The organism is Amycolatopsis coloradensis (genome assembly GCF_001953865.1).
Classification (GTDB): domain Bacteria; phylum Actinomycetota; class Actinomycetes; order Mycobacteriales; family Pseudonocardiaceae; genus Amycolatopsis; species Amycolatopsis coloradensis.
Window position 1 is genome coordinate 169290 of sequence record NZ_MQUQ01000018.1, and the last position, 24673, is coordinate 193962.

A 24673-nucleotide genomic window follows, 5' to 3' on the forward strand; every position below is an offset into this window, starting at 1 on the left:
CGAGGAAATCCCATGCGCACCACCAGAACCCGCCGTTTTGCCGGAACGATCGCGCTCGCGTTGACGGTCGCGACCGCGGCCACCGCCTGCGGTTCCGGCGACGACGGCAAGGCGGCCGACGGCGGCCAGACGCGGGTGTTCGCCGCCGACAACGGCCAGATCACCATCCCGGTCTCGCCGAAGCGGGTCATCGCCACCGGCTACGCCGTGCCCGCGCTGCTCGAAGCGAATGCGCCGCTGGTCGGGGTGTCCAGCTGGAAGCGCGGTGTCCCGCTGTTCAACGAGCAGGAGCGCAAGAAGTACGACGAACTGGCGAAGGTCGCCGGTGAGACGGCGGCGGAGACGAACTACGAGGCGATCGCGCAGGCCGATCCCGACCTCATCGTCATCGGCGTGCCGAAGCCGGTACTCGCCGACATCGACGTCAAGCGCCTCGAAGCCATCGCCCCGGTCGTGGCGATCGGCCCGTCGGTGCCGTCGATGTGGCGTGAGCTGTCCCGTAAGCAGGCCGATGCCGCGGGCGCGGCCGCCGGGTTCGATGCCGTCAAGACCGCGTACGAGACCAAGGCCAAGGGACTGGCCGAGAAGTACAAGGCCGTGCTGCCGCAGCTCAAGCTGGGTCACGTCGGCGCGTACGGCGAGGTCGCCAAGGGCAACTTCCAGCGCGAGTTCAACGGTTCGTGGGGCACCAACGCCGCACAGGACCTCGGCGCCACCTACTACGGCCAGGTCAAGGTCAAGGGCGGCGGCTCCAAGGACGTCAGCGAGTACCCGTCGATCGAAGAGCTGCCGACGGCGTTCGCCGAGGCCGACGCGATCAGCTACTCGGTCGGCCCGGACGGTGCCGTGCCGGCGCCGGTCAAGTACGTCCTCGATTCGCCGCTGTGGAAGGAACTCCCGGCGGTGAAGGCGGGCAAGATCTACGCGTTCCGGTACACCGAGGCCGCCACCTACCGGGCCGCGACGTCCACTTTGGACGCCGTCGACCAGGCGTTCGCGCCGCTGCTCAAGAAGTGACCACCACCGGGCGGTCCGCGCTGCTCGGCGCCGCACTGCTCGGGCTCGTCGTGGTCGCCGTGCTGAGCGTCGGCATCGGCGCGCACGCCATCGCCCCCGGCGAGGTCGTGCGCGCCCTGCTCGGCGACGGGAATCCGAGTGACCGGGCGATCGTCCTGGACATCCGGATGCCGAGGGCGGTGCTCGCGGTCGGTGTCGGCGCGGCACTCGCCGTCGGCGGCGTGCTCGTGCAGGCCTTGTCGCGCAACGCTTTGGCCGAACCCGGCGTGCTCGGCGTGACCGCCGGGGCCGGGTTCGCCATCGCGGTGGGGTCCTCGTTCGGCCTCGCCGCGTCGGCGCCCGTCGAACTGGGCCTGGCGGTGGTGGGCGCGTTCGGCGCTTCGGCGCTGGTGTACGCGGTCGGCAGCCGGTCGCCGCTGCGGCTGGTGCTCGCCGGGACCGCGTTGAGCGCCGTGCTGCTTGGCCTGACCCTCGGCCTGCGGCTGCTGTTCCCGGACACCTTCGACGTCTACCGGTTCTGGTCGGTGGGTTCGCTGGCGGGCCGCGAACAGGCGCCGACCACGGTGCCGCTGGTCATCATCGGCCTGTCCCTGCTGGGCGCGTTCGCGGTGAGCCGTCAGCTGAACGCCATCGCGCTCGGCGAGACGGTCGCGCACACCCTCGGCGCGAACGTCGCCAGGGTCCGGATGACCACCCTGCTGCTGATCACGCTGATGGCGGGCGCGGCCACCGCGCTGGCCGGGCCGATCCTGTTCGTCGGGCTGATCGTGCCGCATCTGGCGCGGCGGGTGGCTGGTGCGTCGATCCCGTGGCTGATCGCGTTCGCCGCGTTGCTCGGCCCGGTCCTGATGCTGGCCGCGGACGTCGGATCCAGGGTCCTGCTGCCGACCGGGGAGGTACCGGTCGCCATCGTGACCGCGTTCCTCGGCGGCCCGGTGCTGATCTGGGCCGTCCGCAGATACGGGGCGGCGCCGCTGTGAACACGACAACCCCGACCACCGCATTCGTCCTGCGGCGCGGGCGGTTCTCCGCCCGGCTCGAACGCCGCACCCTCTGGTTCCTCGTGGTGATGACCGTGGTCATGGCCGGACTGGCGCTGCTCGGGCTCTGTCACGGCGCGGCGTGGGCGAGTCCTGCCCGCGTGTTCGCCGCGCTCACCGGTTCCGGTGGCGGCCCCGGGGTGGTCATCCGGGAATGGCGCCTGCCCCGGGTACTGGCCGGGCTGGTGTTCGGCGCCGCGCTCGGACTGGCGGGCGCGATCTTCCAGAGCATCACCCGCAATCCGCTCGGCAGCCCGGACGTGATCGGCCTCGACGCCGGCGCCTACACCGGCGCGCTGTTCGCGATCACCGTGCTGTCGGGGACCTCGACGCAGCTGACGATCGGTTCGGTGCTGGGCGGCGTGCTCACGGCGGCCGTCGTGTACGCGCTGTCGCTCGGCGGCGGGTTGTCCGGGCTGCGGCTGATCGTCATCGGCATCGCGATCAACGCGATGCTGACCGCGTTCAACTCGTGGATCGTGCTGCGCGCGGAACTCGAGATCGCGATCGCGGCCGTCGGCTGGAACGCCGGTTCCCTCAACGGGGTCGGCTGGGACGACGTCGCCATCCCGTTCGGGGTGCTCGCGGTGCTGTTCGTCGTGCTGTTCACCAGGGCGCCGGCGATGCACCAGGCCGCGCTCGGCGGCGCGCTGGCGGTCACCACCGGCGTCCGATGGGACCGGCTGCGGCTGGTACTGGTGCTGATCGGGGTCGGCTGCACGGCAACGGTCACCGCCGTCGCCGGGCCGATCGCGTTCATCGCGCTGGCGGCCCCGCAGATCGGGCGGCGGCTGGCCCGCACGCCCGGTATCGGCCTGCTGCCCGCCGCCCTCACCGGTGCCGTGCTGCTGACCGCCGCTGATTTGGCCGCCCAGATGTTACTCGCGCCGGAAGCGCTGCCGGTCGGTGTGATCAGCACCGTGATCGGCGGCGGCTACCTGATCTGGCTGCTCACCAAGGAGGTGCGGCGCGCATGAGTGCCCGCTTGACCGCTCGGGAACTGACCCTGCGCTACGGCGACCGGGTCGTGTCGACCCGGCTGAGCCTCGACGTGCCCGACCACGCGTTCACCGCGGTCGTCGGACCGAACGCCTGCGGCAAGTCGACCTTGCTGCGCGCGTTCGTCCGGCTGCTGCGCCCGGCCGAAGGCGAGATCCTGCTGGACGGCAAGGACGTCGGTTCCTTCCACGGCAAGGGTTTGGCGCGGGAACTCGGTTTCCTGCCGCAGGATCCGGTCGCGCCGGAGGACGTCCGTGTCCGGCAGCTGATCGCGCGCGGCCGGTTCCCGCATCAGTCGCTGTTCGCGTCGTGGTCCGAAGAGGACGAACGCGCGGTGCTCGACGCGATGACCGCGGCCGGGGTGGTCGGGCTGGCCGACCGGCCGGTGCAGGAACTCTCGGGCGGACAGCGTCAGCGGGTGTGGGTGGCACTGGTGCTGGCGCAGAAGACGCCGTATTTGTTGCTCGACGAACCGACGTCGTTCCTCGACATCGCGCATCAGTACCAGCTGCTGGGGTTGCTGGCGCGCCTGCGCGACGAGGGCCGCACGGTGATCGCCGTGCTGCATGACATCAACCAGGCCTGCCGCTACGCCGACCATCTCGTCGCGCTGCGGGACGGCCGGATCGTCGCCGAAGGCGCGCCCGCCGACATCGTCGACGCGGAGTTGATGAAGGAGGTCTTCGATCTCCCCAGTGTCGTCGTGCCCGATCCGGTGACCGGAACCCCGATGGTGGTGCCCTCATGCTGAACCTCACCGGAGCCCAGCTGGGCATCTGGACCGCGCAGCGGCTGGAGCCCGACTCGCCTTACTACGTCGTCGGTGACGTGATCGAGATCGTCGGTGACCGCCCGGTCGACGTCGACGCGCTGACCGAGGCGATCCGGGCGACCGTCGAGGAGGCCGACAGCTTGAGGCTGCGTGTCTTCGAGACGCCGGACGGGCCCCGTCAGGTGGTGTCGGACGACGCGGTGCCGCTGCCGGACGTGGTGGACCTGAGCGGGGCAGCCGATCCGGTGGCCGCGGCGCACGAGCGGGTGGCGGCCGAACGCCGCCGGGTCGCCGGGGCGTGCCGCGAAATGGTGGACCGGCCGCTGTTCGCCCATCTCGTGCTGCGGCTTTCGGCGTCGCACGTGTGGTTCACCCAGCTCGGGCACCACCTCGTGTTCGACGGGTACACCGCCGCGATGCTCGCGCGCCGGACCGCGGCGCGCTACACCGCGGCGCTGACCGGGAAGGACGTGCCGCCCTCGACGTTCGCGCCGTTCGCCGACCTCGTCGAGGCCGATCGCGAATACCGGGCCGGTGACCGGTTCGAGCGTGACCGGGAGTACTGGTGCTCGCGGTTCACGCCGTTGCCGGATCTCGATGACGGCAGTGCCGCGTCGGGCCCTCCGGAGAGCACGGTGACCGCCCGGTCGGTCCTCCCGGCCTCGGACGTGGAGCGGCTGCGCGAACTGGGCAAACGTGCCGGAACGACCTGGGGCGACGCGCTGATCGCCTGCTACGCCGCGTTCCTGCACCGCTTGCTCGGCTGGTCCGACGTCGTGTTCGCGCTGCCGTTGATGTGCCGCGAAGGGGCCGCGTTGCGGACTCCGGCGATGGCGGTCAACGTGCTGCCGTTGCGGGTGACGGTGCTCCCCGGGGACTCGGGCGCCGAACTGACCACGCGCGTCGCGGGCGCGCTGAAGGAGATGCGCACGCACCAGCGCTACCGGGGCGAGGATCTGCCGCAGGAGCTGGCGGTGCCGGGTGCGGGCGCGTTGCTGCACGGCCGTGGGATCAACCTCAAGGCGTTCGACTTGAAGCTCGACTTCGCGGGCGCCCACGGCACGATGCGCAATGTCGCCGGAGGTCCGCCCGAGGACATGGGCCTGTCCGTCCTCCCTACCTCCGATGGCGGGCTGCTGCTCGGTTTCGAGGTCGACGCGCGCACCCACGACCAGGCCGCCGTCGACGCGAAGCTGACCGCGTTGCGCTGCCTGATCACCGCGATGACCGACCCGGACGGCCCGGTGATCGGTGGCGCCGACCTGGTGCCGCCGGGGGAGCGGGAGAGCTTGCTGGCCGCGTGGTCGACACCCGCGCCGGACGGTGAACCCGTCGGTGTACCGGAACTTCTGGCCGAACTCGATCCCGGGCAGACCGCCTTGGTGTTCGGCGACGATCGGCTGACCGCCGGGGAACTCGTCAAGCGGGTGCGCCGGCTCGCGCGGGCGTTGCGGGCACGCGGTGTCGGACCCGATGACGTCGTCGCGCTGGCCCTGCCGCGGTCGGCGGATCTCGTCGTCGCCCTGCTGGCGGTGCTGGACGCCGGTGCCGCGTTCCTGCCGCTGGATCTCGCCCATCCCGTCGAGCGGTTGCGGGAACTGGCCGCCGAAGCCGGTGCGGTCCTCACGGTGGCCCACAGCGCGGACATCCTGCCCGGACCGCGGTTGCTGCTTCCCGAAACGGATCTGTCCACACTGGACCCTTCGCCGCTGTCCGTGCCGCGTCATCCGGAGCACCTCGCGTACGTCATCTTCACCTCCGGCTCGACCGGGCGACCCAAGGGAGTGCTCGGCCGGGTCGGCGGACTGGCGACGCTGCTGCGTCACCACCGCGCGACCACGGTCGCCGAGACCGAACGCGCCGCCGGGAGGCGGCTCCGGGTCGCGCACACCTACTCGTTCGCCTTCGACTCCGCGCTCGACCAGCTGATGTGGCTGCTGTTCGGGCACGAACTCCACGTCTACGGCACCGACGTCGCCCGGGACGCCGACGAACTGCTGGCCGCGTTCGCCCGCGACCGGATCGACGTCGTCGACACCACGCCGTCGATGGCCGCCCCCCTGATCGAGGCCGGACTGCTCGGCGGCGCGCATCCGCCTGCCCTGCTCGTGCTCGGCGGCGAGGCGACCCCGCCCGCGTTGTGGCGCCGCGTCGCGGAGTCCGGTGTCCGTGCCCGCAACATGTACGGCCCGACAGAGGCCACTGTGGACGGTGCCGGATCCTGGCTGGACGACGGGGAACCGACGATCGGGCCCGCGGTGCCGGGGACGGCGGTCCGGGTGCTCGACGCGGCGCTGCGTCCGGCGCCCGCGGGAACGCCGGGTGAGCTGTACCTCGCCGGACCGCATCTGGCGCGCGGCTATCTCGGCCGCCCCGGTGCGACGGCGGAGCGATTCGTCGCCGATCCGTTCGGCGCGCCCGGCGACCGCATGTACCGGACCGGCGACCTCGCCCGCTGGGTTCCGGGCCGGGGACTGGAGTACCTGGGCCGCCGCGACGGCCAGGTGAAGGTGCGCGGCCACCGTGTCGAACTCGGCGAGGTCGAGGCCGCGCTGGCCGCCGTGCCCGGTGTGCGGGCGGCCGCCGCCGCGGTGCGCGGACCGAGACTCGTCGGCTACGTCGTCGGCGAGGTCGCCCCGGACGACGTCCGCGCGGAACTCGCGGCGCGGGTGCCGGAGCACCTCGTGCCCGCCGCCGTGGTCGTGCTCGACACGCTTCCGTTGACCACCAACGGGAAGATCGACCGAGCGGCTTTGCCCGCCCCACGCGCGGCGGGCGGGCGGACCGCGGCCACCGACCGTGAGCGGCTGCTGTGCGCGACCATCGCCGAGGTCATCGGCGTCGAAGAGGTCGCCATCGACGACGACTTCTTCGCGCTGGGCGGCGACAGCATCACCGCGATCAGCGTGAGCAGCAGGCTGCGCGCGCACGGCCTCGACCTGCGGCCGCGCGATCTGCTGGCGCGGCGGAGTTTCGAGGCGCTGGCGGCGGCGAGCACGGAACTCGGCGGCCCGGCGGATCCGCCGGACGAGCCCGTCGGCGAGGTGCCCGCCCCGCCGATCGCCCGAGCCCTGCTCGACCCGCACCCGGACGTCACCGCCATCGCCGGATACACCCAATGGACCGCGGTGCGGCTCGACGAGGACCTCCCGCCCCACCTGCTGACCGAGGGCGTGCAGACGCTGCTGGACCACCACGACGTCCTGCGCCTGCAACTAGAGGACGAATTGCGGGTGCGGGAACGCGGTTCCGTGCACGCCGCCGACATCGTCGTCGAAACGACGGGTGATCCGGCGGACGTCGCCCAGGACCTCGCGGACTCACTTGATCTCCGGGCCGGGGTGCTCAAGGTCGCCCTGCTGCCGGATCACCTCGTCATCGTGGTCCACCACCTGGCGATCGACGGCGTCTCCTGGCGAGTCCTCCTGCCGGACCTGCGCGCCGCCTGCGCGGGCGAAACACTCGAACCGGCCGGGACGTCGTGGCGGCGGCACGCGCTCCGCCTCGCCGGGCAAGGAACTTCCGGCGCCCGGCGCGGCGAACTCGACCACTGGCGCGACGCGCTCGACGGCCCGCGCCTCGGCCACCGGCCGCTCGACCGGGCAGCCGACACGGTCGCGACCGCGCGGCGTTCGGTCACCCTCGCCTCGCCGGAGCAGACCGAGGCGGTGCTCACCGGCCTGCCCAAGGCCTACCGTGCCGGACCGGACGACGTCCTGCTCGCCGCACTCGTGCTCACCCTCCGGTCGTGGCGGGCCGCTCCGGTCGCGGCCGAAACCGTGTCCCTCGAAGGGCACGGCCGGGACCAGGAGGGCCTGGACCTGTCGCGCACCGTCGGCTGGTTCACCGCCGAGCATCCGCTGCGCGTACCCGCCGGCGCGGTGGCCGCGACAGCGGACTTCGACAACGCGCTCGCGGGCGGTGCGGCGGCCGGAACGCTGCTGCGTGCCGCCAAAGAAGCCAAACGCGCCGTCCCGGACAGCGGCATCGGCTTCGGCGTCCTGCGCTACCTCGACCCGCTCACCCGGGACGAACTCGCCGCCGCCGGACCGCCGGACGTCGTGCTGAACTATCTCGGCCGGTTCGCCGCGCTGCCCGGCACGGGCTGGCGGCTGCCGGAGGAAGACCCGTTCGCGGTCACCGAACCGGAGGCCAAGTCGCTGGACCAGGTGCTGGCACTGAACTGCTTCGTCCGCGAGGACGGACGTCCGCGGCTGGCCGTCGAGTGGACCGCCGCGAGCAAGGTGCTCGACACGGAAAGCGTTGTGGCACTTCAGGAAGCGTGGTCGCGAGCGCTGGAAGCGATGGCCGCGCACGCCGCTCGGATCGGACCGGACGGCGGCGGTCTCACGCCGTCGGATCTGCCGCTGGTCGGCCTCGGCCAGGCCGACATCGACGCGCTCGAACGCCGGGGCCGGATCGAGGACGTCCTGCCCGCGACCCCGTTGCAGACCGGGCTTGCGTTCCACACCCTGGCGCGCGGCGCCGACGACACCGACGTCTACGTGGTGCAGGCCGTCACCCTGCTCAGCGGCGCGCTCGACGCCGACCGCATGCGCGAGGCCGCGGCGGAAGTGCTGCGGCGGCATCCCGCGCTGCGCGTCCACCTGCACACCACCGACGCGGGCGAGGTCGTCCAAGTGGTGCCCGAGGCGGTTTCGCTGGACTGGCGGCACGTGAGCGCGGCCCCGGAAGAGGTCGCGGCCGAATGCCGCGTCGAGCTGGCCCGCCCGTTCGACCCGGCGACCCCGCCGCTGATCCGGTTCCTGCTGCTGACCCTCGGCCAGGACGAGCACCGCCTGGTGCTCACCAACCATCACGCGCTGCTCGACGGCTGGTCGATGCCCCTGGTCGGCCGGACGCTCCTGGCCACTTACGCCGAACTCGGCGGCGGCCCGGCGGCACCGGTCGCCCCGCCGCTCTCGGAGTACCACCGGGTGCTCGGCGAACGCGATCCGGACGCGGCGCTGGAAGCGTGGCGCGAGGCACTCGCCGGTCTCGACGAGGGCACGCGGCTCGCCCCCGCGAGTGTCGAGTCCACTGTGGAGCGTCCGGACCGGGTCATCGTGGAGCTGGGCGGGGAGTTCAGCGCACGGCTGCGCGCCTTCGCCCGCGAACGCGGGATCACGCCGACGACGGTGTTCCAGACCGCGTGGGGTGTCCTGCTCGCCCGGCTGACCGGCCGCCGCGACGTCGTGTTCGGCTGCCCGGTCTCCGGACGGCCCGCCGACGTCCCCGGCGTCGAGCGGATGATCGGCCAGCTCGGCAGCACGATCCCGGTGCGGGTCCGGTTCGACGCCGCCGACACGGCGGTCACCGTGCTGGACCGCGTGCACACCGAAAGCGTCCGGCTCACCGACCACCACCACGCCGGGCTGCCGGACATCCAGCGCGCGGCGGGCGTCGGCGACCTGTTCGACACGATGCTGGTGATGGAGAACTTCCCCCTCTCCAGCCGCGCTCGCACCACCTTGGCGCCGGGACTGGACCTCGTCGGGGTCGACATCACGGACGCCACGCACTATCCGCTCACGGTGATCGTGCTGCCCGGCGACGAGTTCACCGTCGGTCTCGGCTACCAGCCCCAGTCCTTCACCCGCGACGAGGCCGAGTCCTACGGACGCTGGCTGCGTGCCGTGCTGCGGGAGATCGTCGCCGATCCGGCGCGGCCCGTCGCCCGGCTGCGCGCGCTCGACGCCGACGAGGAACGCGCGATGCTGCGGCTCGGCGAAGGGCCGGAGCCGAAGCGCGAACGCGGCGGCATGCTGGCGGAGTTCGGCCGCTGGGTCCGGGAGACCCCGGACGCCGAAGCCGTCGTCTGCCGCGACCGGAGCCTCACCTACGCCGAACTCGACCGGCGGGCCAACCGGCTCGCGCACACCCTGATCGACGCCGGAGTGCGGCCACAGGACCCGGTGGCGGTGCTGTTGCGCCGCGACGTCGACCTGGTGGTCGCGCTGTTCGGTGTGATCAAGGCGGGTGCGGTGCACGTGCCGATGGATCCGGACTACCCGGCCGACCGGCTGGCCTACATGCTCGACGACATCAAGCCCGCCGCCGTCGTGTCCACTTCGGACGTCGACGGTCTCCCGGTGGTGAATCCGGCTGCGCTGTCTACAAAGGACATCGACCCGGCAGTCCGGCTCGGCGAAGACGCGCTCGCGTATGTCATCTACACCTCCGGCACCACCGGCAAACCCAAGGGCGTCGCGGTTCCGCACCGCGGTGTCCCGAGCCTGATCGCGTTGCAGGAGGACATCGTCGGCATCGGGACCGCTGAGCGATACCTGCATTTCGCGTCGACCAGTTTCGACGTCGCGTTCTGGCAGTTCATGCTTCCGCTGCTGTCCGGCGGCACGTCGGTCATCGCACCGGAGGAGGTGCGCGTCTCCGGCGACGACCTGCTGGCCTACGCCGCCGAACACCGGGTCACCGGGCTGAACCTGCTGCCGTCGTTCCTGTCGGCGATGCCCGACGACGCGACCGTCGATCCGGACGTGTTCTTCGTCGTCGGTGCCGAACGGCTCGACCCGGAACTGGCCAGGCGCTGGGGGAACCGGCGGGCGCTGTTCAACGCCTACGGCCCGACCGAGGTCACCATCAACTCGGTCACCTGGCACTACGACCCGGCCGACCCCGGGCCGCTGCCGATCGGCCGCCCGGACCCGGAAGTCCGCGCGTACGTACTCGACGGCGGCTTGCTCCCGGTCGGGACGAACGTCACCGGTGAGCTGTATCTGGCCGGGCCGAAGCTCGCCCAGGGCTACGTCGGCCGGGCCGCGCTGACCGCCGAGCGGTTCGTCGCCGATCCGTTCGGGCCGCCGGGGGAGCGCATGTACCGCACCGGCGACCTGGTCAGGTGGCGGCCGGACGGGCAGATCGTCTTCCTCGGCCGCGCCGACCACCAGGTCAAACTGCGCGGGTTCCGCATCGAACTCGGCGAGATCGAGACCGCGCTGACCGGGCACGACGACGTGCGTGCCTCCGCGGTGATCGTCCGCGAAGACCGGCTGGTCGCCTACTTCGTGCCTGTCGACGGTTCCGAGCCGGACCCGGCCGTACTGCGCGAACACCTCGCGGCGGACCTGCCCGCGTACATGGTTCCGACGGCGTTCGTGCCGCTGGAGCGGCTTCCGCTCGGCCCGAGCGGCAAGCTCGACCGGGCCGCGCTGCCCGCACCCGAGGCTCGTTCGACGGGTGGCAGGGAACCGGCGACCCCCGCGGAAGCCGTGCTGCTGCACGTCGTCCGCGAGCTGCTCGGCCCCGGAGTCGGCCTGGACGACGGCTTCCTGGAAGCGGGCGGGGACAGTATCGCGTCGCTGCGGGTGGTGTCCCGCGCCCGGCGCGAAGGGCTGCACCTGACCGCGCGTGACGTCCTCGAAGGCGGCACGGTCGCCGGGATCGCGGCGCGCTGCGGCGAACCCGAACGAGCGGAGGAGGCGCCCGCGATCGGCGACGCGCCGCTCACGCCGATCATGCGCGATCTGTTGCTGCGCGCGGACAAGGCCGCCGACGGGTTCTGCCAGTGGGTTGAGATCTGCGTGCCTGCGGCGGACGACGTGGCGCGGTGGCGCTCGGTGCTCGACGCCGTTCTCGCCCGCCACGACGTCCTGCGGGCGCACCTGGTCGAGGACGCGGTGCGGATTCCCGCCGTGGGCGCGGTGACCGGCGCGGACGTGCTCACCACCGTCCGGGTGACCGGCGATCCACGCGCCGTGCTGGACGCGCGGGTCGAGCGGATCGTGGCCCGGATGGATCCGCGCACCGGCCCGCTGCTGCACGCGGTGCTGGTGGACGCGGGCGAGCACCGCCCGGGACGGCTCCTGCTGGTGGCGCACCATCTCGTCGCCGACGCGGTGACCTGGCGTGTCCTGCTCGACGACGTCGAACAGGCCTTCCATGGCAACGCCTTGCACCGGCGCGGGCAGTCGTTCCTCGGCTGGGCACGTTCGCTGCGGGCCGCCGCACCGCATCGAGAGGACGAATTGCCGTACTGGCGGGCGATCGCCGCCGCGCCCGTGACGCGACTCGGCCGGACCGAACTCGATCCGGCGCGCGACACCGTGGCGACCGCGCGGCACCACCGCGTCGACCTCGGCGGGGACACGACTCACGCCGTGCTCACCGCGTTGCCTTCGGCCTACCGCACCGGACCGGACACCGTGCTGCTGACCGCTCTCGCCCGCGCGGTCGCCGCCTGGCGCGGCACCGGAGCCGATCTGCTCGTCGCCGTCGAGAGCCACGGGCGGCCGGGGCACACCCCCGACTTCGCGGGCACCGTGGATCTGGCGCAGACCGCCGGCTGGTTCACCGCCGTGCATCCGGCGCGGATCACGCCACCCGCCGGACCGCTGCCGGACGCGCTGCGCGCCGTGCGAGACCATTTGCGCGCGGCGGGCGACGGCCTCGGGCACGGGATCCTCGGTGTCGGGGGCACCCGGCCGGAGATCGCCTGGAACTACCTCGGCCGGTTCCCGGCGCCACCGGTCGCCGAAACGCCTTGGCAACGCCCGCCGGACGCCGGCCCGCTCGGTTCGGGCGGTGGCGCGGACCTGCCGCTGCCGTACGCGCTGACGGTGAACGCGATGGTCCCCGACGGCGGCACGCTCGGCGTCCGCTTCACCTGGCCGTCCGCGCTGTTCACCGACGACGAGATCACCGTACTGGGCGAGCATTTCCGCCGGGAGCTGGACGAACTCGCCGCCGACGTGCCGGGACCCGGCGAGGTCCTGCCGCTGACGCCGTTGCAGGAGGTGATCCTGCGCGAGTCCCGGACGGCGGACGAGGATCCGTATCCGGTGCAGGCCGCTTTCGCGCTGTCCGGGGAGCTCGACGTCGAGGCATTGCGGGCCGCGGCGACCGCCCTGGTGCGACGGCATCCGAACCTGGGTGCGGTGTTCCCGCCGTCGCACGAGGTCCAGGTGATCCCCGCGGTGCCGGAGGCCGGTTTCCGGGTCCGTGAAGTGTCCGAGGTGGACAGCGCGCTGGACGAAGACCTCGCGCAGCCGTTCGACCTGGCGAACGGTCCACTGTGGCGGGTCACCGTGCTGCGGCAAGGACCCGGCCGTCAGACCCTCGTGCTGACCAGCCACCATCTGCTGTCCGACGGCTGGTCCGCGCCCCGCGTCCTCGGCGAGTTGTTCGCGCTTTACGCGGGGAGGCCGGTGCCGGAGCCCGTTCCGCTGGCCCGGTACACCCGCTTTCTCACCGCGGCCGATCACGCCGCCGACATCCGCGCCTGGCGGGCGGAACTCGACGGCCTGCCCGAAGGGGACCACCTGCCGCGTACCGGCGGCCCTGCCGAGCCCGTGGTGTTCACTGTGGACGGTCAGCTGGTCACGGAACTGACCCGGCTGGGGGCGGCACGCGGGCTCACCGTCAACACGCTGTTGCAAGGTGCCTGGGCGGCCGTGCTCGCGGCCCGCGCCGGGCGCACGGACGTCAGCTTCGGGGTGATGACCTCGAACCGGACGTCCGATGTGGACGGTGTCGAGGAGATCATCGGGTTGCTGGCGAACAGCGTCCCGGTCCGCGCCCGGTTCACCGGAACGGTCAGCGAAGCACTGGCCGACCTGCAAACGCGGCAGCAGGCGATGGCCGGGCACCACCGGATCGGCCTGCCGGAACTCGCGTCGCTCGCCGGACGCGAGCGGCTGTTCGACAGCCTGCTCGTCTTCGAGAACTACCCGGTCGATCCGGCAAAGTTGCGCGAACCCGCGCCCGGCCTGACCGTCACCGGCACCCGGTTCCGCGAACGGACCCACCATCCGGTGAGCGTCACCGTCGTTCCCGGCGAGCACGGCTGGGAGGGCGTCCTCTACGCGCGGGGCGGGAACGCCCGGTCGCTGGCGGACGACCTGGTCCGGTCGCTGCGGGAGCTGCCGTCGTGGCTGGACGGCGACGCCGCCGGATTCGCGGGGGAGCGATGACCGCGCGGCCGGTCGACGCGGCACTGTGGCGCACCGCGTCGGTGCTGGTCCTCGGCACGTTCATGGCGACCTTGGACAGCACGATCGTCTCGGTCGGCGTCGACACGCTCGCCGAGGAGTTCGGCTCGTCGGTCACCGGGGTCCAGTGGGTGACCACGGCCTACCTGCTGGCCGTGGTCACCGCGGTGCCGGCCTCCGGCTGGCTCGCCGACCGGTTCGGCGGCCGCCGGGTCTGGCTCACCGCGGTCGTCGTGTTCCTGCTGGCGTCCCTGTTGTGCGCGCTGGCACCGACTTTGCCCGCGCTCATCGCCTTCCGGGTCCTGCAAGGGCTCGCGGGCGGGCTGCTCCCGCCGACCGGGCAGGCGTTGCTGGCGCGGGCCGCCGGACGGGACCGGATCGGCCGCGTGATCAGCGTCGTCGGCCTGGTGCCGCTGCTGTCGCCGGTGCTCGGCCCGCTGGCGAGCGGCACGATCCTCGCGGTCGCCGACTGGCCGTGGCTGTTCTACGTCAACCTCCCGGTCGGCGTGGTGGCGATCTTGCTGGCGCGGCGCTGGGTCCCGGCCGGAGAGCCGGGCGGGCGGGGCGAACGCTTCGACTTCCGGGGCGCGTTGCTGCTTTCGCCGGGGCTCGCGGTGCTGGTGTTCGGCCTCACCTGGTTCGAACGGGGGAGCCCGGTGGTCGCCGGGATCGCGGTCGCGGCGGGCGTCGTGATGCTCGCGGCGTTCGTCCGGCACGGTCTGCGGGCCGAAGCACCACTGCTCGACCCGCGACTGTTCACCGAACCGCCGTTCGGGGTCGCCGCGCTGGCGCTGGTCCTGCTCGGCGCGTCGGTGTTCGGCACGATGTTCCTGCTCCCGCTCTACCTCCAGCGCGGCGCCGGACTGTCCACTTGGGACACCGGGCTGCTGCTGGTGCCGCAGGGCATCGGCGCGGCTGCCGGGTCGGTGCTGGTGAACCGCCTGGTCGACCGGATCTCGCCGCGCACCCTGGTGCTGAGCGGGATCGGGCTGGTCGCCCTCGGCACCGCTCCCTTCACCCAGCTCGGTCCGGGTCTCCCGGACTGGGTGATCATGGTTTCGCTGCTGCTGCGCGGTTTCGGCGCGGCACTGATCGGCGCGCCGGTGATGACGATCGTCTACCGACGGGTCGAACCCGCCCGCCTGCCCCGGGCGGCCGGGGCGCTGAACCTGCTCAACACACTCGGCGGCTCGATCGGCACCGCGGTGCTGGCCGTGGTGCTGCAAGCCCGGCTGACCGCGCGCGGCCCGGACGTCGCCGCGGCCTTCGCCGACTCTTTCTGGTGTGTTCTCGGCCTCGCCGTCGTGGCGGTGGCCGGTGCGACGCGGCTGCCCCGGGCCGGGGTGGCCGCCCCCGACAAGAAGAGAGGTCATGCGGATGCTTGACCAGGACACGCTGCCCAGCCCGGCCGACATCGCCACGAAGGGCGTCGGTTCGGCGGAAATCGCCCGGCACCGCGAAACCGTCGCGAACGTCCTCGCCCGGCGCGACTCGCGGCTGCTCGTCGTCGTGGGCCCGTGTTCGGTGCACGACCCCGGCGGCGCGCTCGAGTACGCGCACCGGCTCGCCGAGGTGTCCCGGCGCTTCGCCGACGACCTCGTCGTCGTCCTGCGCGCCTACCTGGAGAAGCCGCGGACGATCGCGGGCTGGACCGGCCTGGTGCCCGATCCCACCCTGGACGGCAAGGGCGACCTCGCGTCCGGCGTGCGGATCGGACGGCGGTTCCTGGTCGACGCCGCCGCGACCGGGCTGCCGCTGGCGTACGAGTTCGTCGATCCGTTCCTGGCGCCCTATTTCGCGGACACCATCAGCTGGGGCGCGATCGGCGCGCGGACCGTGGCCAGCCAGCCGCACCGGCAGCTGGCGTCGTGGCTGCCGATGCCGATGGGCATGAAGAACTGCGTCTCCGGCGGGCTCGACACGGCCGTCGCCGCGATCCGGGCGGCCGGACTGCCGCACGTCTTCCCCGCCGCCGCGGCGGACGGGCGCCCGCGGATCCTGCGCAGCGCCGGGAACCCCGACGCCCACCTCGTCCTGCGCGGCGGCCGGAAACCGAACCACCACGCCCACGCGGTCGCGGACGCCCTCGACGCGCTGACCGCCGCCGGCCTGCCCCACCGTCTCGTCGTCGACGCCTCGCACGGCAACAGCGGCAAGGACCACAACCGGCAGCCCGTCGTCGTCGCGGATCTGGCGGACCAGATCTCGGCCGGAAACGACGCGCTGGCGGGCGTGATGATCGAGTCGTACCTCGCCGACGGCAGGCAGGACGTCGGCTCCACGCCGCCCCGGCGCGACCTGAGCATCACCGACGCCTGCCTGAGCTGGGAACGCACCGTTCCGCTGCTGGAGTCCCTCGCCTGCGCGAACGCGGTACGGCGGATCAGCACCCCCCGCACGGCCGGTGCTCTGCGCAACTAGTCCTCTGAACGCGGAGCCCACAACGCCCAAGCACGCGTGATCGCCGTCCAGTCACGCGTGATCGCCGTTCAAGCACGCGTGATCGCTGTTCTGTCGTGAGGTGCGGCGGGGCTAGAGGGCTTCCAGGGCCTTCCGCATGGTCGGCACCAGCGCGTCGCCCATTTTCTCGAATTCCCGTTTCAGGAAGGGATCCGCGAGTTTCGCCAGTCCGTGGAACGTGATGGTGGCGTGGTAGCTGATGGACGTGGTGCCGTCTTCTTCGGTCACCGTCAGATCGTCGGTGGACGTGGCGGTCTTGTTGCTGCCGACGAACACGATCCGCCCCGGTTCCAGCCGTTCGAGACGGTAGGTCAGTTCGGTCTTCTTGCCGCGGAACTCGGACACGTTGTGCCACCGCGACCCGACGACGACGGGGCCGGTGTCCGCGCGGGTGCAGGACACGGTCCCGGGGTCCCACTCCTCGGCGTGCGCGAAGTCCTGAAGGTAGTCGACGACGGTCTGGCCGGGGGTTCGGACGGTGATCGTCCGGTGCACGTTGACCACCGACACGACGGTACGCAGGTGTCTCCGCGCTCGCAGTGTGGTCAGGCGACGCGAGGTGACAGCCGCGCGGTGATCCGGTCGAACTCGGTCAGCCCGTAGGTGACCTGGGGTGGTGTCGTCGGTTCGACCTTCCGCCAGATCAGGCCGTCTTCGACCAGGGCGCGCAAGGCTTGGGCGAGCAGCTTCTCGCTGATGCCCTGGATGCTCTCGCGTAGCTCTCAGTTTCCCGAGCCCGGCCGAACTGCGCGTCAGCCCGGATGTCCAGAGCGTCCTCGGCCGCGCTCCGGTGATTCCGCTACTTCTTCCAGACGACAGGCTTGTCCTTGTAGCTGTCACTGTCGGCGAAGGTCGCGCCACCGACCTCTCCGCCCTCCTTGATGGCCTGGAGTCCACAGGTCTGATAAGTGGCGCCGACGGTCTTGAAGTCCCTCTTGGCCGTCTCGGACTGGCACTGCGGAGTCTCACCGGTGATGATCACTCCGGTGCTCTTGCCGTCCGGGCCCACCGCGCGCAGCCGCACCGAGGCGTAGCTGAGGTCCGTGCCGCCGACGTTCTCCACGGACATCCGGATGTACACCGGGATCATGCCCTTGGCCTTGTCACCGTAGGCGGCGAGATCCTCCTGCGCGCCCAGTTCGATCGCCTTGACGGTGATCGCGATGGTCCCGGCCTTGTCGTTGCCGTACTTGAACGGGACGACGGCGCGGTCACCGACTTTCAGTTCACTGCCGGGCGCGGTGGTGTCGGCGTTCGAGACCGGGACGGTGCCGCTGGTCGCGGGAGAGGAGGCGGGTGCCGACGTCGGGGCCGGGGAGGGGGCGGGCGCCGGGCTGCCTCCCTCCTCCTTCCCGCCACAGGCGGTGAGCAGCAGCGCCGCGGCGAAACCGGTGCTGAACAGGGCGATGCGCTGGGCCTTCATGGATCTCCTCGGACTCCTCGCCGAATCGGTCACGGCGTTCTCGTCACGCACCGTATCGCCGAGTCGGTCTACCGGTGTGACCCGTTCGCACCACAGCCGATCACAAATCGCTTACGCCGATCAGCCCATCCTGGATCGCCCGCGCGACGAGCGCGGCCTTGGTCGGGGCCTCCCTGCCGATCTGGGCGTACTTGACCCGGATCCGCTCGAGGTGCGAGTTGACCGTGTTCGGCGAGATTCCCAGCCGGTGCGCGACGAAGTCCTTCGACTCGGACTGGAACCACTCGATGAGCACTTCGGTCTCCCGCGCGGAAAGCGCGGGACGCCGCTCCGAGCGGTCCCCGGCCAGCGCACCGGCCAGGGACGGCGGCGTGTACGACCGGTCGACGGCCGCCGCGCGCACGGCTTCGAGGAGGTGTTCCGCGCCTTCGGCCTTGGTGAGATAGCTGAGCGCGCCGAGTTCGAGGCACTGGAGGACGGTCTCGTCGTCGGCCCGCATCGAATAGACGACGACGCGGCGGCCCGCCTCGGTGAGCCGCCGCAGGTCACCCATCGCGGGGGTGGTGCTGTTCAGGTGCAGGTCGAGGATGACGACGTCGGCCTGTGCGCCTTCACCGATCCACGCCGCCCGCACGTCCTCGCCCTCCGCCACCACGGTGACCGGCGGGGTCCCCGAGGACAGCCAGTACACGACCCCGGCTCGCACCGCCGGATGATCGTCGACGACCACCGCGGTCAGTTCGGTCGCGAACGCCATTTCGCCTCCATCCACGATCGTTCTCCCCAGGCGTGCCATTCGACGTCGACGGGGCCCGATCCGTTCGGCCGCGTGGCCGGTTCACCGTCGGTGATCGCCGCGATCCGGATTTCGTCGCCGGTGCGCAGCACGCTGACCCGCGCCTGTGACCGGGCGGCGACCAGCGCGGTCATCAGCGGGCCGGTCAGTTCGCGGCGTACGTTCGTCGGCACGGGCGCCGGCTCGCCGCTGACCGCCAGCGTCACCGTCAAACCCCGCCGTTCGGCGAGATCGACGCACGCGGACACCTCGTGCACCAGCGGGTCGGGCACGTCGTCGTTCTCCGCGAACAGCCGCCGCAGTTGGGTGGCCGCCAGTGCGCACCGCTCCCGCACCACCGCGTCACGCGGGTCCAGGGTGCGGTCGGCCAGTCCGGCGAGCAGCGGCAGGGTGGCGCCGAGCTGACCGGCGAACCGGCTGCGCTGGTCGGCCTCGCGCTGCTCGGCGAGTGCCTTGCGGTGGACCAGCCGGTCCCGTTCGGCGGAGGCCGCGGCGGCTTCACCCGCCCGCCGGTGGACGACCCGGACCAGCGCCAGCGTCGCGGCCTGGAAGGCGACCACGCTGAGCCCGACGATCACCACACTGCCGATCTCGGACCGGTCGGCGGTGGCCGAACCGATTTGACGGAAGAAGGTGAGCGTCATCTGGAGGACGAGTGCGGCCATCGCGACCGCGGGACGGTCCAGCAACAGCACCAGCAGATGCCAGCCCGCGAGGCCGGACGCCCAGTCTTCGTCGCCGAGCAGCCGGTCCGGTGGCAGCGTCCAGACAGCGACCGCCGACGCGGCGAGGACCACCACCGCCCCCGCGAGCGCGACCGGCCGGGGAACCGGCTTCCAGCGCAGTACCCACCACGCCGCCACGACGAGCACCCCGGCGAGCGCGGTGAACGCGATCCAGCTCGCGGTGCCGTTCAGCCGGACCAGGCTGAGCCCGAGCTGGATCGCCGCCGTCGCGAGCAGTACCGCGATCCGGCAGCCGCCGAGTACCCGGTCCGCGGTCTCATTCATGCGGCCACATCAGTTCCACCGTCGTCCCCGCGCCGGGCGCGGAGGTCACCTTCGCCCGGCCGCCCGCCGCGGCCATCCGCTCGACGACCGAACACCGGACGCCCCGCCGCTGCGCCGGGGTCCCCGCCGGATCGAAACCGCGGCCCTCGTCCCGGACGGTCACGCGGACACCGTCTTCGACCGTCAGCCGGGCTTCGGCGACACCGGCGTGCCTCTCGACGTTCACCAGCGCCTCGCGCACGGCACGGACCAGCGAGAGCGCCGCCGACGCCGGGATCGGCGGGACCGGTGACCAGCGCGTCTCGACCCGCACCGGGCTGTGCGCGAGCACGCCGCGCAACGAGGCCTCGAGGTCCACCTCGCCGCCGGGACCGGATTCACCGGTGAGCATCGCGAGATCCCGGCGGGCGTATTCGGCGACCTCGGCCGGGCCCGCCGTTTCCCCGCGCTGGGCCACCATCAGAAAGGTGGCGGCCGCCGTGTCGTGCAGGACGGCCAGATACTCCCGTTCCAGACGTCGTCGTTCCACGGCGAGGGATTCCTCGCGCGCCAGCCGGGCGCGCCGTTCACGGAGATGGTCGATCCGGCGCGTCGTGCGCGACAACAGGAGGAAGGCGCCCCTGGCCAGCGCGGTTTCGATCAGCACCCGCAGCACCACCGAGAGGCTGTCCTCGAAGCCGAGCGGCACCACTTCTATCGCGAGGAGACAGGCGATGGCGGGCACGGTGATCTTCGGCGGCCATTCCCATTGCAGGGTGATCGCGGTGATGGTGAGGACGTTCAGTGCCCATTGGTTCAGCTCGCCCGCTTCGGGCGCGGTCAGGAACTGGGAGCCGCAGATCGCCGCGGCGCGCACCAGCGTCAGCGCGAACGCCACCGGCCTGCCCCGGCCCGTCTTGCCCGCGATGTGCTCGGCCACGGCGGTGACCAGCGCCAGCGCCAACAGCCCGAAGCCGAGCGGGAGCGCCTCCGACGGCGTCGCGAGTACCCCGAAAACGCTGATCACCAGCAGGCCGGCACCCCGGGCCGGTCCGGCGACCCGGCCGACCACCGCCAAGAACTCCGCTTCGACGGAGGTCTCACGAACGGATGGCACGGGCAGCAGTCAAGCAGACGGCCTCAGCACCTGTAGGAACGGTTTCCCGTTCCGCCGGGAATTCCTTCTCCGGACCACGCCGGACCACCACGAACGGGGTGGGTGATCACCCTCGCCCGGTCGGGGGGATTTCCGGTTTTCGATGGTGTTCACTCGCCGGATCGGCACAAGAATCGCCGCATGCGTGCAAGGCGGTTCGCCTCGATCTCTGCCGGTGCCGCCGCGGCGGTGTGCGTGGCGGCCCTCGTCGTCACCGGTGGCGCGGTCGCGGCCCCATTACCCGGCGGCCTCGGTCCCTGTGTCGGCGACGCCTGCCCAGGCAAGTACCCGCCGGTCAACAATGGGGACTACGCCGGCCGGGACAACGGCATCAACGTCTATGTCGGCGGCGACTTCCGGGTACGGGAAGCGGCCGCGGAGGCCGAAGGGCGAGTCGTCGTCCTCGGTGATTTCGACATGGCGAAACGAGCGGGTGTGTCCGCCATCTACAACGTCGGCATCGCCGGTGTCGGCTCGCGGGTCCCGCCGCCGGACGGCGCGGACTTCCTGACCACCGGCGGGAACGTGAGTGTCGCCGCGCGGCAACGGCTGGTCGCCGACAACGGTGTCGTCCGGCACGCGGGGACCGTCACCGGAACGGTGGACGGAACGCTCCGGAAAGATCCCGACGCGGCGAAACCCTATGTGGGCCTGCGCGAGGACCTTCGGGTGGCGAGCCAGTGTTACGCACGGGAAGGCACCGCGCCGCGCCCTGCCACGGGCACGGCGCGCAACGAGGGATACCGCACCCTGTTCACCGGTGACGGGAAATCCGCGTTGCAGGTGTTCACCGTGGACTTCGACGTGACCGCGGCCAACGGCGGTATGCAGGGCATCGAGTTCCAAGGTATCCCGGCCGGGGCGACGATCCTGGTCAACATGGTGGGCGCCGCCCGGACGATCAACACCTTCACCGGCGACCCCGGCGACGCGGACCCGATCAACAAGCTGCGCGAACGCCTGCTGTGGAACTTTCCCGACGCCACCAAGGTGAAGATCGGCGGCGGCACCCAGTTCCAGGGGAGCGTGCTGATCGGCGACCCGGGGAGCACCGCGACGATCACCGCGGCCGGGATGAATGGCCGCTTCTTCACCACGGGAAACCTGGTGCACAGCTCGGAGACCACCGGGGGCGGCGGCCAGGAGTTCCACGCCTACCCGTTCGACGGCGACCTGCCCGAATGCGTTAGTACGCCGACCACGACGCCGAGCAGTTCGGCTTCGTCTTCTTCGAGCACTACTACGTCGTCCAGTTCCACGAGCCCGACCAGCAGTTCGTCCACGACGACCAGCTCCACCACGACCAGTAGCTCGACCACGACGAGCAGCTCACCGACGAGCAGCAGTTCGACCACTACCAGCCCGACGAGCACCACTACTTCGAGCAGCAGCACCACCACGTCGAACAGCCCCACCACGTCGAACAGCAGTGCCACTTCGAGTAGCACCACTACCTCGAGCAGCGTGCCGTCGAGTACGACGCCGGGGCCAGGGGTGACCAGCGATACCACGCCCGGCCAGCCGGGCGCGACCACGCCGGGTGGCGGGCCGTCGGACAGCGGCCCGCTGGCCTCGACCGGTAGCGAGGTCCGTGGCCTGCTGGCCCCCGGCCTGTTCCTGCTGCTGCTCGGTGGCGCGCTGGTGGCGCTCACGATCCGGTCGAGGCGCCGCGAGTCCTAGGAGAGCCGGGCGAGCGCGGTGGCGATGACGTCGCGGCGAAAGCCACTTTCGAGACATCAGACGTCCCGAAAGTGGCTTTCGCGACACGGCCGGTTACCCCTGCAACGCGAGACCGTCGATGACGGCCTTGACGCCGCTCAAACCGGGAACCTGGACGGGCACCGTGGTGTAGTAGGGGTAGTTCTGCACGGTGGCGCCGAGCAGGAACGCCTGGTTGTCACCCCAGCCCAGAACGGTGCCGTCCGCGCGAACGGCGTAACGGCCACCGTCGAACTTCCCGATCGCCTTGGCGTCGGTGACGTCGCGGACCCGCACCGGCACGGTGGACGTGCAGTTCGGTTCGGTGCCGGACTCGCAGTTCAGGCCGTTGCCGAGGAGCCCACGCCGGTTGGAGCCCCACGCGAAGACGGTGCCGTCGTCGCGGAGCGCGACGCCGTCGGTCACGGAGGTGACCCCCGTCAGGCCGGTCACCGGCACCGGCGTGCGGGAGACACAGCCCGACGGCGTGGTGCAGGCGACGCCGTTGCCGAGCTGGCCGGTGGAGTTGTCCCCCCAGGCCACGACCGTGCCATCGGCCTTGACGGCGTAACCGCCGCTGCCGCCGGAGCCGATGGCCTTGATCCCGGTCAGTCCTGAAACCCGCACCGGGGTGTCGGACCGCGCCGCGGTGGAGCCGTTCCCCAGTTCGCCGCGGGTGTTGTCGCCCCACGCCCAGACCGTGCCGTCGGTCTTGAGCACGTAGGCGGTTCCCCACGCGGTCGCGAGGGCGGCACCCCCGGTCAGCCCGGCGACCTGCACCGGCGCGTTGACGTTCTGACCCCACTGCCAGACGGTCCCGTCGGTCTTCACCGCGTAGCCCCGCGAACCATCCCTGCCGATCGCTTTGACGGAGGTGAGCCCCACCACGGGGGCGGGTGCGTGCGAACCCGAGCCGACGGTCGCCCACCAGCCGTTGCCGAGCTGGCCGGTCGAGTTGGCTCCCCAGGCCGACACGGTCCCGTCCGCGCGCAGGGCGACGCCGTCGCGGGACGAACCGGCGAGGGCGACCACGTCGGTCAAGCCACTGAACGGTTTCACCGCCGTCGGGCCCGTGCTTCCCTGCCCCCACGAGTGCGGACCCCAGGTCGACACGCAACCGGTTGCACAGTCGGCGGGAGGAAGGGTGAAGTAGCCGGACAGATCGGCCGTCACGTCGACGTTGCCGCTGCGGTTGTGGACATAGACCGAGCGCATGACTTCGGCGGACGCGCTGGGCGACGGCGTGATCGCGGTGACCATCGGGGCGACCGCCACCGAGATGGTCTGACCGGGTACGAGGTGCACGCTGGCGGGCGGCTCGTGGATCGTCCAGAGGTCCCAGGCGGTGATGGCGGTGTTCGCGGTGGCCGCAGAGCCGGTGAGGTTCAGCGCCACGGCGAGTGTGTTCGACGGCAGCGGAGACCGCAGGCGATAGGCGATGTCGGTGTTCTGCCCGAGCGGCTGAGGCTGACCGTTCCAAGTGCCCAGACCGGTGCGGTTGTCGAGGACGCGTTCCGGCGCCACCGGGGTGAACAGGGCACCGTAGTCACTGGCGTAGAAGCCGACCACGTTCAGTTCCGTGTTCACCGTGCCCGCCAGGTTGTACAGGTCGATCGAGCGGTTGGCGCCGATCTTGACCGTGATCAGGTTCGAGCCCTGGCTGCCCGGATAGGCGGCGACGCTCGCCATGGTCGGCCGCGGGGTGGCGGCGGGGGAGGCGGTGAGATAGGTGGCCACGGTCGGCTGGGACAAGGTCGCGCTGACCGTGACCGCGGTGGCCGTCGCCGGGACGTGACCGGTCAGGTTGAGCCGTGTCGTCGCGTTGGGACCGATCGAGTGGACCGGCAGCCGGGACGCGCCCACCGCCGTGTACCGCGAACCCGGGGCGGTCGTGTAGTAGCCCATGATGCTCGCGATCAGCTGGGTCGACCCGGACTCGTTGTAGAAGTCCAGCGTCCGGTCCGCGCCGACCTGCACGGTGACCTGATTGGACCGTCGCTTCCCGTTCTGCAGCAACAGGCTCGGCAGACTCGGCCGGGCAGTGCCGTGCGGGAAGACCGTCACCGCGGAGTCGGCCGTCGGGCTCTCCGCCCACAGGTTCAGCACGACCGCGGTGGCGCCTGCGGGCGCCAGGCCCGCGGCACTTCCCGTGACCGTGGTCCGCGCGCCGACCGGACCGACCGGGATCCCGACACCGCGGACGGTGTCCAGGAACCGGGTCGGCTGGACGCCGACGAAGCTCGACGCCGGTGAGGTGAGGGTCGCGGCGGGCGCTGCCTCGGCGGCGAAACCCGTCACGATCGAAGACAGCGTGAGGATCCCCGCGGCCAAAGCCGCCACCCGGGATCTGAAGGTCGACAGTGGACGCGAAGTATC

The 24673-nt window shown here is 71.8% G+C and carries 14 protein-coding genes and 1 pseudogene; 8 read left to right on the forward strand and 7 right to left on the reverse strand.

Going from position 1 to position 24673, the window contains the following annotated elements; all coding sequences use genetic code 11:
• The first annotated feature begins 12 nt into the window (after nucleotides 1-12).
• From BS329_RS31400 to BS329_RS31430, 7 genes are read left to right on the forward strand one after another with little or no spacing between them, the layout of a single operon-like run.
• Complete coding sequence (locus tag BS329_RS31400) at nucleotides 13-1017, forward strand: ABC transporter substrate-binding protein (protein WP_076165265.1); 1005 nt, start codon at nucleotides 13-15, stop codon at nucleotides 1015-1017.
• Nucleotides 1014-1997, forward strand: a complete 984-nt coding sequence (locus BS329_RS31405) for a FecCD family ABC transporter permease (protein ID WP_076165267.1) — start codon at nucleotides 1014-1016, stop codon at nucleotides 1995-1997. Before BS329_RS31400 ends, BS329_RS31405 begins: the two co-directional genes overlap by 4 nt.
• Entirely contained in the window at nucleotides 1994-3034 is a 1041-nt protein-coding gene (locus BS329_RS31410; RefSeq protein ID WP_084750425.1) for a FecCD family ABC transporter permease, read from the forward strand. Before BS329_RS31405 ends, BS329_RS31410 begins: the two co-directional genes overlap by 4 nt.
• Nucleotides 3031-3807: an ABC transporter ATP-binding protein gene (locus BS329_RS31415; protein WP_076165269.1), complete on the forward strand. Its 777-nt coding sequence runs from the start codon at nucleotides 3031-3033 to the stop codon at nucleotides 3805-3807. Before BS329_RS31410 ends, BS329_RS31415 begins: the two co-directional genes overlap by 4 nt.
• Complete coding sequence (locus tag BS329_RS31420; protein WP_076165271.1) at nucleotides 3801-13757, forward strand: non-ribosomal peptide synthetase; 9957 nt, start codon at nucleotides 3801-3803, stop codon at nucleotides 13755-13757. Before BS329_RS31415 ends, BS329_RS31420 begins: the two co-directional genes overlap by 7 nt.
• Nucleotides 13754-15160: a DHA2 family efflux MFS transporter permease subunit gene (locus tag BS329_RS31425; protein ID WP_076165273.1), complete on the forward strand. Its 1407-nt coding sequence runs from the start codon at nucleotides 13754-13756 to the stop codon at nucleotides 15158-15160. The genes BS329_RS31420 and BS329_RS31425 overlap by 4 nt, the downstream gene beginning before the upstream one ends.
• Nucleotides 15147-16196, forward strand: a complete 1050-nt coding sequence (locus BS329_RS31430) for a 3-deoxy-7-phosphoheptulonate synthase (protein WP_076165274.1) — start codon at nucleotides 15147-15149, stop codon at nucleotides 16194-16196. Before BS329_RS31425 ends, BS329_RS31430 begins: the two co-directional genes overlap by 14 nt.
• Before the next feature lie 111 nt (nucleotides 16197-16307).
• Here BS329_RS31430 and BS329_RS31435 read toward each other — a convergent pair whose 3' ends face one another.
• The 6 genes and pseudogenes from BS329_RS31435 to BS329_RS31460 form a co-directional block, all read right to left on the reverse strand.
• Complete coding sequence (locus tag BS329_RS31435) at nucleotides 16308-16739, reverse strand: SRPBCC family protein (protein WP_076165415.1); 432 nt, start codon at nucleotides 16737-16739, stop codon at nucleotides 16308-16310.
• Nucleotides 16740-16780: 41 nt separating this feature from the next.
• A pseudogene (locus BS329_RS31440) lies at nucleotides 16781-16945 on the reverse strand (winged helix-turn-helix transcriptional regulator); the annotation flags it as partial.
• An 89-nt stretch (nucleotides 16946-17034) separates the two neighbouring features.
• The gene (locus tag BS329_RS31445) at nucleotides 17035-17658 is read right to left on the reverse strand and encodes a hypothetical protein (RefSeq protein ID WP_076165276.1); all 624 of its coding nucleotides are present in this window, start codon (nucleotides 17656-17658) and stop codon (nucleotides 17035-17037) included.
• A 100-nt stretch (nucleotides 17659-17758) separates the two neighbouring features.
• Complete coding sequence (locus BS329_RS31450) at nucleotides 17759-18415, reverse strand: response regulator transcription factor (RefSeq protein ID WP_076165278.1); 657 nt, start codon at nucleotides 18413-18415, stop codon at nucleotides 17759-17761.
• Nucleotides 18394-19464 (reverse strand): histidine kinase, encoded by a 1071-nt coding sequence (locus tag BS329_RS31455; RefSeq protein WP_076165280.1) that lies wholly within the window; start codon nucleotides 19462-19464, stop codon nucleotides 18394-18396. The genes BS329_RS31450 and BS329_RS31455 overlap by 22 nt, the downstream gene beginning before the upstream one ends.
• A complete protein-coding gene (locus BS329_RS31460) occupies nucleotides 19457-20560 on the reverse strand; it encodes a sensor histidine kinase (protein WP_076165281.1) in 1104 nt (367 codons plus the stop codon). Before BS329_RS31460 ends, BS329_RS31455 begins: the two co-directional genes overlap by 8 nt.
• Before the next feature lie 180 nt (nucleotides 20561-20740).
• On the opposite strand from BS329_RS31460, the gene BS329_RS31465 reads away from it, so the two are divergent.
• Nucleotides 20741-22279, forward strand: coding sequence for a choice-of-anchor A family protein (locus tag BS329_RS31465; protein ID WP_076165283.1), 1539 nt, complete (start codon nucleotides 20741-20743; stop codon nucleotides 22277-22279).
• A gap of 93 nt (nucleotides 22280-22372) precedes the next feature.
• Here BS329_RS31465 and BS329_RS31470 read toward each other — a convergent pair whose 3' ends face one another.
• Nucleotides 22373-24637 carry an RCC1 domain-containing protein gene (locus tag BS329_RS31470; RefSeq protein WP_076165284.1) on the reverse strand — a complete coding sequence of 755 codons (2265 nt, stop codon included), beginning with the start codon at nucleotides 24635-24637 and terminating at the stop codon, nucleotides 22373-22375.
• Nucleotides 24638-24673 lie beyond the last annotated feature (36 nt).